Annotated in this window: 12 protein-coding genes and 1 pseudogene; 6 read left to right on the top strand and 7 right to left on the bottom strand. The window is 64.8% G+C overall.

Annotation, left to right across the window (positions count from 1 at the left end; all coding sequences use genetic code 11):
- Positions 1–48: 48 nt before the first annotated feature.
- Positions 49–618: a winged helix-turn-helix domain-containing protein gene (locus ACIA1L_RS32650; RefSeq protein WP_396076922.1), complete on the top strand. Its 570-nt coding sequence runs from the start codon at positions 49–51 to the stop codon at positions 616–618.
- 47 nt (positions 619–665) lie between these two features.
- Positions 666–1,889 (top strand): MFS transporter, encoded by a 1,224-nt coding sequence (locus ACIA1L_RS32655; protein WP_396076935.1) that lies wholly within the window; start codon positions 666–668, stop codon positions 1,887–1,889.
- A gap of 171 nt (positions 1,890–2,060) precedes the next feature.
- On the opposite strand, the gene ACIA1L_RS32660 is transcribed toward ACIA1L_RS32655, so the two are convergent.
- The 6 genes and pseudogenes from ACIA1L_RS32660 to ACIA1L_RS32685 all read right to left on the bottom strand — a co-directional run bounded on the left by ACIA1L_RS32660 (position 2,061) and on the right by ACIA1L_RS32685 (position 9,465).
- Positions 2,061–3,059: a PQQ-binding-like beta-propeller repeat protein gene (locus tag ACIA1L_RS32660; protein ID WP_396076936.1), complete on the bottom strand. Its 999-nt coding sequence runs from the start codon at positions 3,057–3,059 to the stop codon at positions 2,061–2,063.
- Between the two features lie 84 nt (positions 3,060–3,143).
- Positions 3,144–3,827, bottom strand: a pseudogene (locus tag ACIA1L_RS32665) (serine/threonine-protein kinase); the annotation flags it as partial.
- 460 nt (positions 3,828–4,287) lie between these two features.
- Positions 4,288–6,525, bottom strand: a complete 2,238-nt coding sequence (locus ACIA1L_RS32670) for an FtsX-like permease family protein (protein ID WP_396076924.1) — start codon at positions 6,523–6,525, stop codon at positions 4,288–4,290.
- On the bottom strand, positions 6,522–7,205 hold the full coding sequence (locus ACIA1L_RS32675) for an ABC transporter ATP-binding protein (RefSeq protein ID WP_396076925.1): 684 nt from the start codon (positions 7,203–7,205) through the stop codon (positions 6,522–6,524). Before ACIA1L_RS32675 ends, ACIA1L_RS32670 begins: the two co-directional genes overlap by 4 nt.
- A 19-nt stretch (positions 7,206–7,224) precedes the next feature.
- A complete protein-coding gene (locus ACIA1L_RS32680; RefSeq protein ID WP_396076926.1) occupies positions 7,225–7,746 on the bottom strand; it encodes a PadR family transcriptional regulator in 522 nt (173 codons plus the stop codon).
- A gap of 573 nt (positions 7,747–8,319) precedes the next feature.
- Positions 8,320–9,465 (bottom strand): peptidoglycan recognition family protein, encoded by a 1,146-nt coding sequence (locus ACIA1L_RS32685; protein WP_396076927.1) that lies wholly within the window; start codon positions 9,463–9,465, stop codon positions 8,320–8,322.
- 171 nt (positions 9,466–9,636) lie between these two features.
- On the opposite strand from ACIA1L_RS32685, the gene ACIA1L_RS32690 reads away from it, so the two are divergent.
- The 4 genes from ACIA1L_RS32690 to ACIA1L_RS32705 all read left to right on the top strand — a co-directional run bounded on the left by ACIA1L_RS32690 (position 9,637) and on the right by ACIA1L_RS32705 (position 13,950).
- A complete protein-coding gene (locus ACIA1L_RS32690; RefSeq protein ID WP_396076928.1) occupies positions 9,637–10,149 on the top strand; it encodes a SigE family RNA polymerase sigma factor in 513 nt (170 codons plus the stop codon).
- Between the two features lie 9 nt (positions 10,150–10,158).
- Positions 10,159–10,908, top strand: a complete 750-nt coding sequence (locus tag ACIA1L_RS32695) for a hypothetical protein (RefSeq protein ID WP_396076929.1) — start codon at positions 10,159–10,161, stop codon at positions 10,906–10,908.
- A 1,361-nt stretch (positions 10,909–12,269) separates the two neighbouring features.
- Complete coding sequence (locus ACIA1L_RS32700; RefSeq protein ID WP_396076930.1) at positions 12,270–13,148, top strand: IS5 family transposase; 879 nt, start codon at positions 12,270–12,272, stop codon at positions 13,146–13,148.
- Positions 13,149–13,443: 295 nt separating this feature from the next.
- On the top strand, positions 13,444–13,950 hold the full coding sequence (locus ACIA1L_RS32705; protein ID WP_396076931.1) for a response regulator: 507 nt from the start codon (positions 13,444–13,446) through the stop codon (positions 13,948–13,950).
- A gap of 302 nt (positions 13,951–14,252) precedes the next feature.
- Here the strand turns inward: ACIA1L_RS32705 and ACIA1L_RS32710 are convergent.
- On the bottom strand, positions 14,253–15,103 hold an 851-nt coding region (locus tag ACIA1L_RS32710), incomplete at its 5' end, for a PP2C family protein-serine/threonine phosphatase (protein ID WP_396076932.1).

Here is a 15,103-nt window from a genome sequence, read left to right on the forward strand (position 1 = left end):
GCCCTCTTCTAGGATCTGAAAGGTTCTTTCATATACGAGGAGTTTTTCATGCTCGAACGTCGTCCCCAGGTCACCGATCCCGCCGTGATCAACGCTCTGGCGCATCCGGTGAGGCTGGACGTGTTGGGCTACTTGATGTCCGGGGGTCCTGCCACCGCGTCCGAATGTGCGCGCCAGGTGGGGGACACCCCATCGAATTGCAGCTATCACTTGCGGGTGCTCGCCGCTCACGGCCTTGTCGAGCGGGATGGTTCGGGAGACGGACGGTCACGGCCCTGGCGTGCCACTGTTACGGGGTTCTCGGTCGACGGCAACACTCCTGATGGGCCCGGAGATGTAGCGGCGGTAATGGCGGCGGCGGTGGAACTCGATCACCACCTAGCCCGCGAGTACCTGCGCCGGCATGCGGAGGTTCCGCCGCGCTGGCGCGAGCGCAACGCGCACGCTAGCTATGGCCTTGCCCTGACGGTGGACGAGCACGCCGAGATTCTGCAGCGGATCGATGCGGTAGTCCGGCCCTACATTCAAGCGGTCCGTACGGATGCTCCCGCAGACGCAGAATATGTCCACCTGTCCCTCATGGCGATCCCACGGCCGGCGTTCGGCGCGCGGCGGTGAGCGGCGTTGCCGAGGCCACTGTCGCCGCCGAGAAGCCTGAGGGTCATGTGTGGGCGGGATCCGCGCTCAGGGTCCCGGCCTTTCGGCGCTTGTGGGTTGCAGGCGTCGTATCCGACACCGGTGACTGGCTCATGTTCATTGCGCTGCCGTTGGTGGTTCTGCGGCTTACAGGCTCAGCGTTGGGCACTTCCATCGCCTTCCTGCTCGAGTTGGCCCCGCCCGTCCTACTCGCTCCGTTCGCCGCCCGCGTCGTCGACCGGTACCCACCGCGCCGTCTCATGGTCGTAGCCATGCTCGCCCAAGCCGTGTCTCTGCTGCCACTGCTCATGGTGCGCGACACGTCTGATCTTCCGCTGCTGTATGGCGTCATTGTTGCTCAGGCGAGCTTCGCGACGTTCTTCGAGCCCGCGAAGAACGCTCTCATGCCGACACTGGTCGGTCCCGAACGTGCAGTATCCGCGAACGCGCTCACTGGGCTCAACAACGACCTGGGCCGAATTATCGGCGGTCCGCTCGGCGGAATCCTGCTCCTGGCGATCAGCCTGAACGGCGTTGTCCTGGTCAATCTCATGACCTATTTGGTCGCCGCTGCGCTCGTCGTGGCCCTGCCGCAAGGCTCTGCGGTCAGCGATGACGCGCCGTCGAAGAAAACTAGGTCGCCGCGCAGCGGGGTGCTGCGAGCGTTCACCACTCCTCTCACTCGCGCGCCGCTCATCGTGGCGTTCGCCGCCTCCATCGGCCAAGGCCTGTTCGTCGTCTTGTTCGTCTTCTTCGTCACCGACATCATCGACGGGACATCGACAGATGTCGGTGTTCTGCGCGGCGTGCAGGCAGTCGGCGCGATCGTCGCCGGCGCCTTCCTCGGAATAATGGGCGGGCATCTCCGCATCCTGCGGCTGACTGTGCTCGGTGCCGCCGTCTTCGCCGCACTCACCGCCGTGATTTGGAACCTCTCGTTCGTGACACACAGTGTGCTCCCTTATGGATTTCTCTTCGGAGCGATCGGCGCGCCAGCTGTTCTCCTGGCCGCTGGCCTGACCAGCCTGCTGCAGAACGCATCGGTCGAAAGCCGACGCGGAAGCACCTTTGCCGCGCTCGGCCTGAGCCAGGCTGCCGGCCAAGCGATTGGCCTGCTTACTGCCGGTGGCCTGCTGGAGATCATCGGCACCCTACCGCTGCTCGAAATTCAGGCCGCTACATACGGCATCGCTGCGCTTCTTGCCTTGGTCCTGCTGCGTGAGACGACACCGCCACGCCACCGCGCTGACTAGCGCTTACCCTGACGGCAAACGTCACCGACTCAGGCTTTAGCCGACGAACCAGTTCGTGGTCAGACGTCGTCGTCAAGAAATCGGATTTCGCCCTGACCAGACGTTCGCGCGATGGGGGTGCGGCCACGGCGACGCCTATCGGTGCTGCCGGATGTCAGATCGATGGACCGATCATTTGGTGGTGAGGCGGTAACCGGTGAGGCTCCATTCGATTTTGGCGACGATGGTGTTTGCGGCGGTGAAGAGGTCGGCTGCACCGGGGGTGGGGGTGGACCAGAGCGTCACGCCGGTGGCGGGGTCGAGTTCGTGCAGCACAGAGTCGTACGTTGCGGCGAAAAGGCGTCCATCGGGTGTGACCGCAACGCTGGGATTGAGCAGGGGTCGGCGCCAGCGCACGCTTCCTTGCGCGACCGCTATCAGGCCGGAGTTGTCCGGGTTGATACGTCTGTCGCGGATGGTCGCGACTGACAGGGTGCTGACAGTGTCAACGCGGAGCACCTCGATGGCTGCCTCGGCCTCTTCGGTAGCGACTTCGAGTAGTGGGGTTGCCCAGAGCCGCTTGCCGGCGGTGATGTCTGCACAATGTAGAGTTAATCGCCGCTTCTCGATGACTGCGAGGTGGGCTAAATTTTCGTAGCCCCAGACGACCCTGGTCGATACCAGGTCCGACGATTGCAGGGGAATGAGCAGCCTGCTGTTCTTTGGCTGGCGGTAAGACCAGCGTAGCGCCCCGGTCTGCCGATCGACTCCCCGAAGAACCGGCTGGGTGGTGCCGGACTCGTTCACGGTGAAACAGAGCACGTCATCGGACGCGTAGAAGCCCAGGGCCGATGCTGCTCGTGGCACGGTCCACCGCACGTTTCCGGTTGCCGGATCTAGGCCCTGCAGATCCTCTGCATCGCTTTGGGCTAATACGAGACCTTGTGTCACATTGATCATGGTGCGAGAGACCTCGGCCAGCTGCCGGCCATTTGCCGCATTGAGGATCTGGTAACCGCCAGAGCTCGCGAATTCGGAGACCAGTAGTCGGCCGTCCCCGATGTCGTGCACGCGTGAGCGGAAGCCGACCGGTGAGGTCCAAACGTCTCCTCCCGTGGCGACGTCCATCTTCCACAGCTTGCCGTCGCCTACCCTGAACAGGGCCGGCCCCGCCGTCGCTGCCTCACTGATGCCATCACGTCGCCACGCGACCGCCCCTCCGCCAACCGGCCGCGAAACTTTGCCATTGACCTGCGGCGAGTCCCTAAACTGCCCCTACACACCTGCAGCGCCGGCCACCGACGCGGCGCTGAGCGCAGCCCCAGCGGCGAGGAGGCGGCGCCTGGTCAGGATGCGGGGTCGCGTCGGCCTGCCCAGCAGCAGTTCTCGGGCGTGGTCAGCGGTGGGTCGCCGCGCTGGATCTGCGGTGAGTAACCGCATCAGTGCCGGTGCGAGGTTGCCGGCGCGCTGTGGCGCCCGGACGTCGTGTTTCGCGTAGGCGACTAGCATCGGGAGATACCCGTCTCGCTGGAACGGTCCGACGCCTTCGACCGCGAAGTACAGGGTCGCGCCGAATCCGAATATGTCCGCAGGTGGGCCGGGTGTGAGACCTTTTGCTTGTTCAGGGGCGAGGTATCCGGGTGTGCCCAGTACCGCTCCTGACTCCGTCAAGGTTTCGGAGTCTGCCATGGTCGCGAGGCCGAAGTCGGTCAGCAGCACCCGCCCATCCGCCGAAAGGAGAACGTTCGCCGGTTTGACATCTCGATGCGTGACGCCAGCGTCGTGAGCTGCAGTCAGTGCTGATAACAGCTGCAGGCCGATTTCGATTGCCTCAGGAATCGGCAGAGGACCGTCAGCGGCAATCAACTCTTTCAGTGATCGGCCGGATACCAGCTCCATGACGATCCATGGTCGCCCGTCATGTTCGACGATATCGAAGACTGACACGATGTTCGGATGATGGAGAGGGCGGCAGCACGCGCTTCACGCAGACTACGCGCGCGGCCTTCAGCGACGGTTTGTTCCGAGCTGCCCCATCCCTGTCGCAGTTCCTTGACCGCCACCGGACGCTGCAGCATCTCATCCTGGCCCCGCCATACCACTCCCATACCGCCCGCACCGATTGGCATGATCAACCGGTAGCGCCCCGCTATCAGCGAGTCGGTGGGGTGGGAAGAGCCGGGGTGGCTCGGCGCAGGCGACACGCTAGCTGATCAACTTCCCTCCACCTATCGCGCGAACAGCCAGAAACTACCGGCAACGCGGGACTTACCACTCGCCAAGATGCGACCCAGATATCACCACTGGCTGCTATGCGCGGCTCAGGCAGTCGTCTCGCAAGACATCGAGGCCAACTGCCTTGCGAGGGTCCGGACGAGATCGTCAAAGGCTGCTAATTATTGGCTGATCAGCCAGGCTTCTATTCGCTTCTCAGGTTACGGGGTCGAGTGAGTCGCCGCAGGGTGGGCATCGTCGCCGCGGCGGCGACGACGACGACGAGGACCGCGATGCTACCCATAGTGGCGACGCCGGCCCAGTCGATCGCGACGGGTGCATGTATGACAGTCATTAGTGCGGCGGCGAGCGTGCTGCCTACACCGGCAGCAAGAACCATACCGATGATGACGGGTATGCCGGCTTGGACCAGTATTGAGCCGGCGAGGATGCGCCGTGGCGTACCAATGGCGGTCAGGACGGCGAGAACCTTGCGGCGCTCTCGTAGTTGCTCGGCGACATTGACGACCAGGCTGGCGCCGATGAGCAGTAGGAGCATGACGACGCCGACCAGTAGTGCTTGCCGGGCTATGCGCATGTCGTCGGCTACGCCACGGTTGCCGGGCTCGACGATCTGGGCCTGCGGGTCGAGTCGGGCCGCGGTGTCCCGAAGCCGTTCAAGGTAAGCCGGGTCGCCGGTGTCGAGGCGCACAACGTAGGTGAGTTCAGTTTGGGGTTTCGGAAGCTGGACTTTGGCCGCTGCCGCCGAAGTGATTAGCAGCATCGATGCGTGTGAGTTTGCCGCCTCGGCGGTCGAGGCGTGGCGGGTTGGCAGTGGTGCCGCCCAGGTGCCGCCGTGCTCCAGTTCGTAGATTCCGGTGCTGTCGGGCAGGTTGAGGCCGTAGACGTCACCGTTGGTGCAGCTGGTCGTGTCGACATAGCGTGCCAGGACCGCACAGTCCCCGATCTTGATGGTGATCGAGGTGGCGCCGCTTCTGACCCGGATGGTGCGTGCTGTGGCGGCATGACGTACGCCGGGTGTCGCAGCGAGGGCGGCTGTCCAGGCGTGCTCGGGGAGTGCGGTCTTCGGCCAGATCTGATGCGTGTACGAGTCGCCGGCTGTCCCACCACCGGCACCGACCAACTTGGTCTCGATGCCAGACGTGAGGCCCTGCAGCGCGATAATTCCGGCCAACGAAACGACTATGCCGGAGACGGCGCGGACGGCGGTGCTGCTGTCGGCCTGCAGGCGGCGGACTGCAAGCTGCCAGGGCAGGCCGCCGCCGCGTAGCCGTCGGACGACCGCCTCGACCAGCCAGGGCAGCAGCAAAGCTAGCCCCACCAGCAGGATGGCGGTTCCTGCCGCAGCTCGCATCGCGGCGGGGCCGGAGCTACCGGCGACATCGTCGCCTATCGTCCAGAGCAGAGCGGCGCCGATGGCAGGCAAAGGAAGACGCCACCATAGCCGTCGCCGGACGTCGTGGGCCTGCCGGACCACTCCGAGCGGCTCAACGGCGACCCGGCGCAGGGCGGTTAGTGTGGCGGACACCGCAATGGTGGGGACAAGCAGGGCAATCAACACGACCAGCGTGGGGACGGGACGCAGGTCGGAAGGGTAGAAGCTGAGCGCCCCTGAGGCGTACTTGTGGGCCAGCAGCCCGACGCCGATCGCGAGGAATGCGCCGGCGCCGAGGCCGAGAACAGCCCCGGTGAGAGTTTCCCCGGCGGCGATGCGGCGAGTCATGACGGTGTCGGTTCCTATGAGCCGCAGGGCGGCGAGCCGCTGGTCGCGGACTTCGCTGCCGAACCGTACGGCACTGGCGATGAACACCATCACCGGCACCAGGAGGACTACGATGCCGACGGCGGCGAGGAGTATCAGCAAGGGCGGGAGGCTGTCGTTCGGTTGATCATCGCCGAAGCGGTCGATGCGATAGCCGCTCTCCGGGGTTAGGGTGTCAGCGCCCAGGTAGAACCAGAGTTCAGCGGGCCCGGAAAGGCCGTCGTCGCCGATAGTGCCGATCACCCGGGCGTTCCACCGGGCGGCGAGATCCGGCTGGTCAGCCATCAGGTCAGCAAGTGCCGGGGAAACGAGGATCTCACCGGGCCTCGGCAATGCAGAGATGCCGGGTGGGAGCGGTGGCCGCGAGCCTTCCGGCTGCACCATGCGGCCGGAGATGCTGACACCATGATGCCTGGTCGTGATGACGCCAATAAGCATCGTGTTGTCGTCACGTGGCAGGTCACGAACTAGATGCTCGGTGCGTGCATGATTACGGGCCTGGCTGGCCGACAACGCGGCCGGCAGGGTCGCGACGGTCAGCAGGACGGCGACGCCGAGACCGACTCCGGTCGCGATGAGGGCGAGCCGGGCCCAGCCGGCACGGCCGCCCGCAACACTCATCCGGAGGCCTAGCCAGAGTTCGAACACTATCCGCTTCATCGGGCGTATTCCTGTTCTCGAACTCGACCGTCGCGGACGACGGCCTCCCGGTCCGAGTACGCTGCCACGCGCGGCTCGTGGGTGACGAGGACGACTGCGGACCCAGTCTGCCGGGCGGCCTCGATGAACAGCCGCATCACCAGCTCCCCGTTGAGGGAGTCCAGTGCACCGGTGGGTTCGTCGGCGAAGACGACGCGGGGCTGGGTAGCCAGGGCACGGGCGACGGCGACGCGCTGTCCCTGCCCACCGGAGGCCTGGCCGGGGCGTTTGGCCGCCACGTCGGCGACGTCAAGGCGTTCCAGCCATTCGAGGGCCGTACGGTGCGCCTGACATCGGGGTGTGCCAGTGAGCCGCATCGGCAGAGCGACATTTTCCGCACAAGTAAGTTCGGGGACGAGCTGTCCGAACTGGAAGACGAAGCCGAACTCGCCGCGACGCAGGGCGCTGCGTTCCCGGTCGGACATGGCGGTGAGGTCGCGCCCGGCGTAGCCGATCCGGCCGGAGTCGGGGGTGAGGATCCCGGCGAGGCAGTGCAGCAGGGTCGATTTGCCGGAGCCGGACGGCCCCATGAGGGCGATCACTTCGCCGGCCCAGACTTGAAGCGAGGCGCCGTCGAGGGCTTTGGTCCCGCCGAAGTCGAGGTGCAGATCATCGGCGGTCAGGAGGGGTTGCTCGGTCATGCGGTTCTCCCAGCGGGGGTCAGGGGCGCACGGTGGTTGCGAGCCGGTCGAGCCGGGCCGCGGTAAGTTCGAGCCAGCGAAGGTCGGCTTCCAGGTGAAACAGGGCGTGGTCGCAGATCAGCTCGTCGGCGAGGTCACCGCCGTGCTTGCGGCGGGTGAGCTCGCGCATCAGACGCAGGTGCTCGCCGCGCTGGACGTCGAGCACGGCGGCGGCGTCGCGGCCGGTCAGTAGCGCCAGGACGACCTTGGTGTAGAGGGTGCTCTGCAGATACGGCTCGGGTTGTTCCGGACGGCGGATCCACTCGACAACGTCGGTGACCCCGGCGTCGGTAATGGCGTAGCGCTTGCGGTCAGGCCCGGCGCCGGGCTCGGACTCAACCTCGACGAGGCCGTTCTTCAGCAGCCTGGCCATCGTCGCGTAGACCTGGCCGTAGTGCAGTGCCCGGTCCCGGCCGAACGTCTCGTCGTAGGAGCGCTTGAGGTCGTAGCCATGCCGCGGGCCGTTCTCCAACAGGCCGAGCAAAGCAATATTGACTGACATGCTAGCGACTATACACGCGGTGTATAAACTCCGAGTATAGAGACTCTGCCTGCGACGATGCTAGACCGAGGAAAGAGGGGTCCCTCGCTGTGCAGCCTCGTACTGCGGGTCGGCTGCCTGCCCTCTTCCGTTTCCTTAACTTATGAAGCTTCCGGCGGGCCCGTCTGCTGACTTGCACCAACGTGGACGGTCTACCTCTTGGCGGGTGTAAGAATTTATTTCCACCGCAGCATTGCGGCGGTGATGACGGTGGCCGGCAAGAAGCCGTAAGTCGCGCCACGGTAGTAGATATGAGGGCGTTCTTGAATGCCGACGCTCGGCCGCCGATCCGTGCAGTTCCCGACCGGCTTGCTGGTCAGTGCATTCCGAGATGGCGTTCGAGGTACCGCGCCAAGCGAGTGCCGCCACGTGGCTAGCATCCATTCGAAATTCCCCTGCTCAGAGAGGGCGCGCTCGACATCTCGCCAGATGTCGTGGGCGGCCTGTCTGCGTTATTGAACTACTTGTCGGTCCACCTTCACAGGCAGCGACGCAGCCCGGCCGGCAGACACCGACCGGGCTGATACCTCGGACCTACTTGCCGGCCGGCACGGTGATCGGCGGCAGCTTCTTCGCCAGCGCGGCAACATCCTGGCGGATGCCGGGCAGCAGCTCGTAAAGCTTGTCACCCGGGCACAGGGTGGCGCCGGCATCCGGGTTGGCGCGGTTCCAGTCCTGGTGCGTGGTGATGGTGTTGAGGGTCGCCTTCTTCCCGGAGATCGGGTTGACGTACTCCGTGGTCGCCAGCGGGTCGAGCTTGGCGGTGGCGGCGAACCGGGCGAGCACCACCTTGAGCGAGCGCAGCGCGGCAGCGCTCGGCGGGGCCTGCATGTAGTTGCCGAGCAGGCAGATCCCGACGTTGCCGCCGTTGAAGCCACCGACGTGCGCGCCGTTGACCGCCAGCGGCAGGCCGTCCGGGCCCGGCGTCGGACCGAAGACCGGCACGGCGTCCGGGTCGGAGTACGCGCCCTCGTACACCCGGCCGTCGGCGTCGATCAGCAGCTGGTAGCCGATGTCGCCGAAGTCCTGCGTGATGGCCTGGTTGTAGTAGATGCCCCGGATGTGCGCGATCGGGTCGGCCACCGGCACGTCCTCGCCGCTGTGGTGCACGGTCAGCGTCTGCACCTTGAAGTACTTCAGGTCCAGCTTCGGGGTGCCGTCCGGGTTGAACCGGTACGACTCGTCGGCACCCCACGCCGCGCGGCTCAGGTACTGCGGGCACATCTGCCGGGGGACGTTCATCGGCAGGCGGGTCTGGACGGCGGCGACCGTACGCTGTGGGCCGTCCACGGTGTTGATCTCGACCACCGAGACGCCCTCGCCGCGCACCTCGTAGTCGAGAGCGCCTTCAGCGGGGATCAGCATGCCTGGCTGTGCGGCACGGCCGTCGGGCGCGGCTGAGCACCCAGGGGTGGTGCGCCACGGCTGCCAGCCGCTCTCGGTGCGCAGCCGGACCGAAGCGGTGCCGTTGACGGACAGGTGGGTGAGGGGGAGCTTTGGGGCGATCGCGACGCCGGTGGGGACGGCGCCGCGGGTAGCCGACAGGGTCGCGGGCACGCTCGCCCCGGAGGCTCCGGCAGCGGCGGGGTCGGCGAGAGCCGCGCTAGGTACGGCGAGGGATAGCGGCGCGGCGGCCGCGATGCCGGTAGTAGCACGCAAAAGGGATCGACGGGAAATCATGGGGCCCGAGGCTAACTACCAACTGCAACCTGCCGCCTCGTAAAGTCCCCCACCATGCGACGCATCGAATCTTCGGATCCCACTCGGTCAACGGAGAGTGTTTCAAAGCAAACCGAGGGTCAAATTGTGGTGGGGATGCAACCTCGGTCGTCGCACATGCGTCGAGGGTGTGTGAGAGGCGAACGAGATTTACAGTTCCAGGAGCTGGTCGTTACGGAACGTGCGGGGCTGTTGCGCACGGCGACGTTGCTGACTGCTGGTGACGGTCATTTGGCCGAGGATTTGGTGCAGACGGTCCTGACACGGGTGTATGTGTCATGGCCGGCGATTCAACGCGCGGAGAACCGGGCGGCATATCTGCGGCGTTCCCTGGTCAATGCGCTGCACTCTGAGCGGCGGCGGATCTGGCGACGTAAGGAGCAGACGTCCGATCAGCTGCCCGACTTGCCCTTCGACGGCGGTGATGAGCACCCGATGGAGGGCGGAGTCCGCGCCGCGCTCATGGGGCTGCCTCCTCGTATGCGCGCGGCCGTGGTGTTCCGCTACTTCCATGATCTGAGTGTTACCGAGACGGCTGAGGCGCTGGGCTGCTCTGAAGGCACGGTGAAAAGCCAAACCGCCCGGGCTTTAATCCATCTGCGTGCCGCTTTGCATGCGCCGTCCGTCATGCCGATTTTTTCCTGAGAGGTAACGATGAACCTGCAGCAGCAGCTAGAAGAATTGGCCGGTCCGGAGCAGATGCCGAGCATGGACACGGTAGGCGCTGATCTTGCCCGTGGGCGCCGCGCTAGGCGCAAGCGCCGCACCGTCCAGCAGGTTGCTGGCTCCGCGCTCGCTATTGCCGCGATCGCCGTCGGCGCCTCGGTATACACCGTGAACAGCTCCAATCACACTCCTGCGGGGGCAGAGTCCGGGCAAGGACAGCGCACGTCTAAAACAAAGCTCGTCGCATATGACGGAGCGCAACCCAAGGCGTACACGATTGACACGATCCCCGAGGGCTTCACGATCAAGAAAGAAAACGCATATAACCTGGTTCTCGTGCCGTCGGAAAACGCGAACGAGGAGCTGAAAAATTCCGGTGGGAATATTCTTATCAGCCTCAACTCGAAAGACGTTGAGAGCCCACCAGGGGGTAAAACGGTTACAGTGAACGGCCAGCAGGCAATCATGCAGACCCATTCCGAAAAAGATCTTGATCCTGCTACGCGCGAATTCATGAAAAGTGAAGAGCGGCGGGCAGTCGCTAACGGAACTGCATCATTTGCCCCGGTCCCCCCTGGTGCCGAGTTGGATGAATCAAAGACCCTCTGGATCAATCAGAAATCGGGAGTATATCTCCTGATTCAATTCTCCGCAGGGCTCGGCTTGAGCGAGAACGACATGATAACTATCGGAGCGGGGGTTCATGTCCATAAGGGTGCAGAACAGGGTGTCGGATAGTAGTTCTATCGCTATCGAGGAAGAGGGAAGACCTTGAGAGTTAAACTTTCATGTGGTCTCCCATTAAATATCCTCAAGCGTTGATTTTCGATCTAGTGGGTCTCTTTGCGTGGCTGCGTGCGCACAATAAGACGGTTTTTCCTCCTTAGTCATTGAAGAAATTCGTGTGCGCGGGGGCGCGTCACTTCTGGGGATGTTGGCCTAGTGCAATCGGGTGATCGATCGGCACTCAATCTGATAGGTTCGAATTGCCAAGGAGGGGGGACGAGTGCCCAGACTGTCGGTGGCTTTTATTGCGACCGCACTCGTCGGTGGCGGGCTTTCGGCGGCAGTCCGAGTGGTGCGTTCCTGGTGGGATCGCCCGCTGTCCTTTACTGTAGGACGGTTGACACTTTGGCTTCCGATGACATACTCGGGCGTTTTTGCGGGCCTTTCCCTCATCATTCCAATCTCAGGCGGAGCCGCAGCCTTCGCAGTCTCAGTAACGGCGACTGCGGGCGGCCTCACGTGGGCCAGCGTGCGTTACTGCCAATGGCGTATTGGTATCGCGGTGGCGCAGTTGTCAAAAGAGCAAGGATATAGAATCCAGGCGTAATGGTTGACACGACTCGCATGAATCGGCGCCGCTGTAGAAGCTCCGCCTAGCGTGCCAGCAGAGGCTTGCCCAGGTCAGGTCATCGGAAGCCGAGCACTGTTCAGGGCCAGCCCAGACTCGATGCCCGAACAAGTTGCAGAGTCCGGGTGAAAGCGGGGGGCCGACGGCGGTCCGACGTGACGGGTGGTCACCGGCAGGCCAAGCTACTCGCCTTGGGCCAGTCCGGCGTACCGGTGGACGAAGCCGCCGGGATTGTTTTGACAGGGTTCATGGAAGAGAGCGGTCCATCAATCCGAGACAGCTCTGCGGATATCGGACGCATCGGTGAGACCAGCGATCATGGTTGCGACCGCTGGTGGGTCAGTATGGGCGGACTCCTGCATGACAACATAGCTACCGACGTGATCACCGCGACTAGACGACCCGGTAACCGCTGTCAGAGGCGATCGTATGACTTCTCGTATCCATACCTCCGCCGCTCGCCGAACGCCACTCGGCAGTCACTGCGGAGCGTCGTGTCAGCTAATTCTCCGCCACCGAGGCCCCCGTAACAGGCCCGCACTGGTCGACGGGGTGCAGAAGCCATCGTGGCGGGCGTAGACCGACCGGCACAATCCCCTTGCAACTTGACGAAATCTCTAAGTGCCCGTCCGGAAACTGGTGGAGGTCGATGGCTGGCCGGGCGGCGTGGTGGGCTGACATAGGTCGGGCCTTGAGGTAAGAGCGCAGGTAACCACACCAAACACGCTCGACCCCAAGGCCCTGTATGACGTTCTACCTTGTCGCCGGCTCCAGCGCATCCACCACCCCCGCCATGCCCGACGAGCACCTGCCCAGCAGGCGGTTCCGGCGATACCCGTCGGACACCACCGACGCGGAATGGCAGGTCATCGCCGCGCTGATCCCCGCGGGGCGGACCGGGCGGCGCGGCGGACGGCCACCGACACACCCGCGCCGCGACATCGTCGACGCGATCCGCTACCTGGCCCACAATGGCTGCGTCTGGCGGGCCTTACCCGCCGACTTCCCACCCTGGAAGACTGTCTACGACTACCACGCCCGCTGGAGCGCGGACGGCACCGTCAACCACCTGCACAACACTTTGCGCGAGCAGGTCCGCGCCGCGTCCGGCCGCCACCACGAGCCCACCGCGGCGATCATCGACTCCCAGTCAGTACGCGCCGCGGAAACCGTCGCCCGCACCAGTCGCGGCTACGACGCCGGTAAGAAAGTCAACGGCCGTAAACGCCACATCGCCGTAGACACCATCGGTCTGCTACTCGTAGTCGCGGTCAGCGCCGCGTCCGTGCAAGACCGCCACGCCGGCCGCGCTCTGATCTGGGCTGTGCGCACCTGCTACCGCAACGTCACGCTGACCTGGGCCGACAGCGGATACAGCGGCACCCTGACCGACGTCGCGGCCGCCCTGGGCATCACCGTCACGATCGTTGCGAAACTCGCCGGACAGATCGGTTTCCAGGTCCTACCGAGGCGCTGGGTCGTGGAACGCACCCTGTCCTGGATCAGCCGATGCCGCCGCACCGCCCGCGACTACGAACGCCGACCCGAACATCACGCCGCCATCGTCCAATGGTCAATGATCATCATCATGAACCGCCGACTCGCACGACATCACCGCACCTGAACCGGTTTCCGGACGGGCACTAAGAGGGCGTCTGATCCCGGAGGGTCGGATCTGACCTGTATTGGTGGCGTTTAGTCACGCCAGGTTTGGGTGGATTCTCCGGCCAGTCGGCGGGACATTGTGTTAGCCATGGCCCACAGGATCATCGCGCGTGATCGTTGTGGCAGGGCCTCGTAGACGTTGAACGTCGATGATGCGCGAAGGCGCGAGAACGTCGGGGCGGAATGAGATATTCGCTTAAGCCCGCTCGGTGCGGCAGTCCTGCGCTGCGACGGGCCGCGAACTCTGGCGTAGCGTGGATCAGGTGGCGAGAGAAGCCGAGCAGCGCGAGGCACCAGCGGGGGCCCCTGAGGGGCCGCTGCTACAGGTACTCGTGGTCGAGGACGATTTCGGCGACCTCGCCCTCGTGGAGAACGCGTTCGACGAGCACAGCATCCGCAGCGAGTTACACCACGTGGGCGATGGCTCCGAGGCCCTGGCGTTCCTGCGACGCGAGGGCGCGCACCGGGACGCGCCGCGGCCGGATCTGATCCTGCTGGATCTGAACATGCCGCGCGTGGATGGCCGTCAGGCTCTGGCCGAGATCAAAGCCGACCCCATGCTCAAGTCGATTCCGACGATCGTGTTCACCACCTCGTCGTTGGACAGCGACGTCATTGCCAGCTACAGCAGGCACGCCAACGCTTACATCACCAAGCCGATCGACCTCGACGACTACGAGCGGGTTGTGATGGCGATCAGGAATTTCTACGGGCATCTCGCCGTGCTGCCGCGGCGATTGCCCGATCAGCCGACCTTCTAGAATCTTGCGCACCGCAGCGTGCCAGCAGCAGCGACACCGCGAGTACGGTCAGCACAGCGATCAGTGTGGGGAGCAGCCAGGGGGGGCCGAGCAGCGCCGCGGACCAACGGCGCTGGTGGTGGTGCCGGAGCACCGGGGTTCGTCGACATGACCGCAGCGTCCCGCAAGATCGACAACGGGCGGCGAACTTCCTGGAAATGCGCCGCAACGATATGCACGAAAGCCCGGCTGAATCAGCCGCTCTCCGCGACCTGGTCTGTTCCTGCCACCCAGCCCATGGCCGGAGGCGATGAGCAGCGGGGTCAGGGTTCTGCTTGGCCGCCCTCGGGAATACGCAGCGCCAGCATCGCGATGTCGTCTTTGTGCCCGCTGCCGACGAGTTGATGCAGGACGTTGTCGAGCAGATCCGGCAGAGGCGTGTTCACCTGGGTGGACAGGCTGTCGCGGAGTTGTTGTTTGCGCTGATCGAGGGCTTCGGTGCGGGTTTCGACGAGTCCGTCGGTGTAGAGCAGCAGGGTAGAGCCGGGTGGCAGGTCGTGGGTGTGGTTGGTGCGGGAAGTGCGGCGTATCGCGCCGAGCACGACATCGCGTCCGGCGAGGGGGATGACGGTGCCGTCGGCATGCAGCAGCACCGGCGCGGGGTGACCGGCGTTCGCCCAGTGCACCTGGTATCCGCCGTGCGGGGTGCGCTGCACGTAGGCCAGCACAGCGGTGGTGACGACCGGGTCACCGAGGACGAAGTTCGCATGGTCCAGGCGGCGCAGCAGCGCCGAGGGCGGTTCGTGGCGGTCGACGAGGTAGGCGCGCAGCATGCTGCGCAGACGTCCCATCTGGGCGGCAGCGCGCATATCGTGGCCGGTCACGTCGCCGACGACCAAGGCGAGCATGGTGTCGTCGAGGCGTACCGCGTCGTACCAGTCACCGCCGACCTGCTCGTTGTGGGCTGCAGGTTCGTAGCGTGCGGCGATCTCCAGCGGCGTGACATCGGGCAGATCGGTGAGCATGGCCTGTTGCAGCAGCGTGGCGACGCGATCACGGGAGTCGAGGCGCTCGGCCCGCAGTAGTGCCTGTGCCATATATCCGGCCAACGCGAGCAGGACTGCCTGTTCGGCGTCGTCCGAGGTATGGGGCTGTTTCCACACCAGGGTGAGTG

Origin of the sequence: Actinoplanes sp. NPDC051859, from assembly GCF_044452725.1 — a bacterium.
In the GTDB taxonomy this organism is placed as follows: domain Bacteria; phylum Actinomycetota; class Actinomycetes; order Mycobacteriales; family Micromonosporaceae; genus Actinoplanes.

Coding starts and splice junctions, on each gene's coding strand:
- ACIA1L_RS32650 (WP_396076922.1), top strand. CDS start 49: ATGCTCGAACGTCGTCCCCAGGTCACCGATCCCGCCGTGATCAACGCT.
- ACIA1L_RS32670 (WP_396076924.1), bottom strand. CDS start 6,525: ATGAAGCGGATAGTGTTCGAACTCTGGCTAGGCCTCCGGATGAGTGTT.
- ACIA1L_RS32675 (WP_396076925.1), bottom strand. CDS start 7,205: ATGACCGAGCAACCCCTCCTGACCGCCGATGATCTGCACCTCGACTTC.
- ACIA1L_RS32680 (WP_396076926.1), bottom strand. CDS start 7,746: ATGTCAGTCAATATTGCTTTGCTCGGCCTGTTGGAGAACGGCCCGCGG.
- ACIA1L_RS32685 (WP_396076927.1), bottom strand. CDS start 9,465: ATGATTTCCCGTCGATCCCTTTTGCGTGCTACTACCGGCATCGCGGCC.
- ACIA1L_RS32695 (WP_396076929.1), top strand. CDS start 10,159: ATGAACCTGCAGCAGCAGCTAGAAGAATTGGCCGGTCCGGAGCAGATG.
- ACIA1L_RS32700 (WP_396076930.1), top strand. CDS start 12,270: ATGACGTTCTACCTTGTCGCCGGCTCCAGCGCATCCACCACCCCCGCC.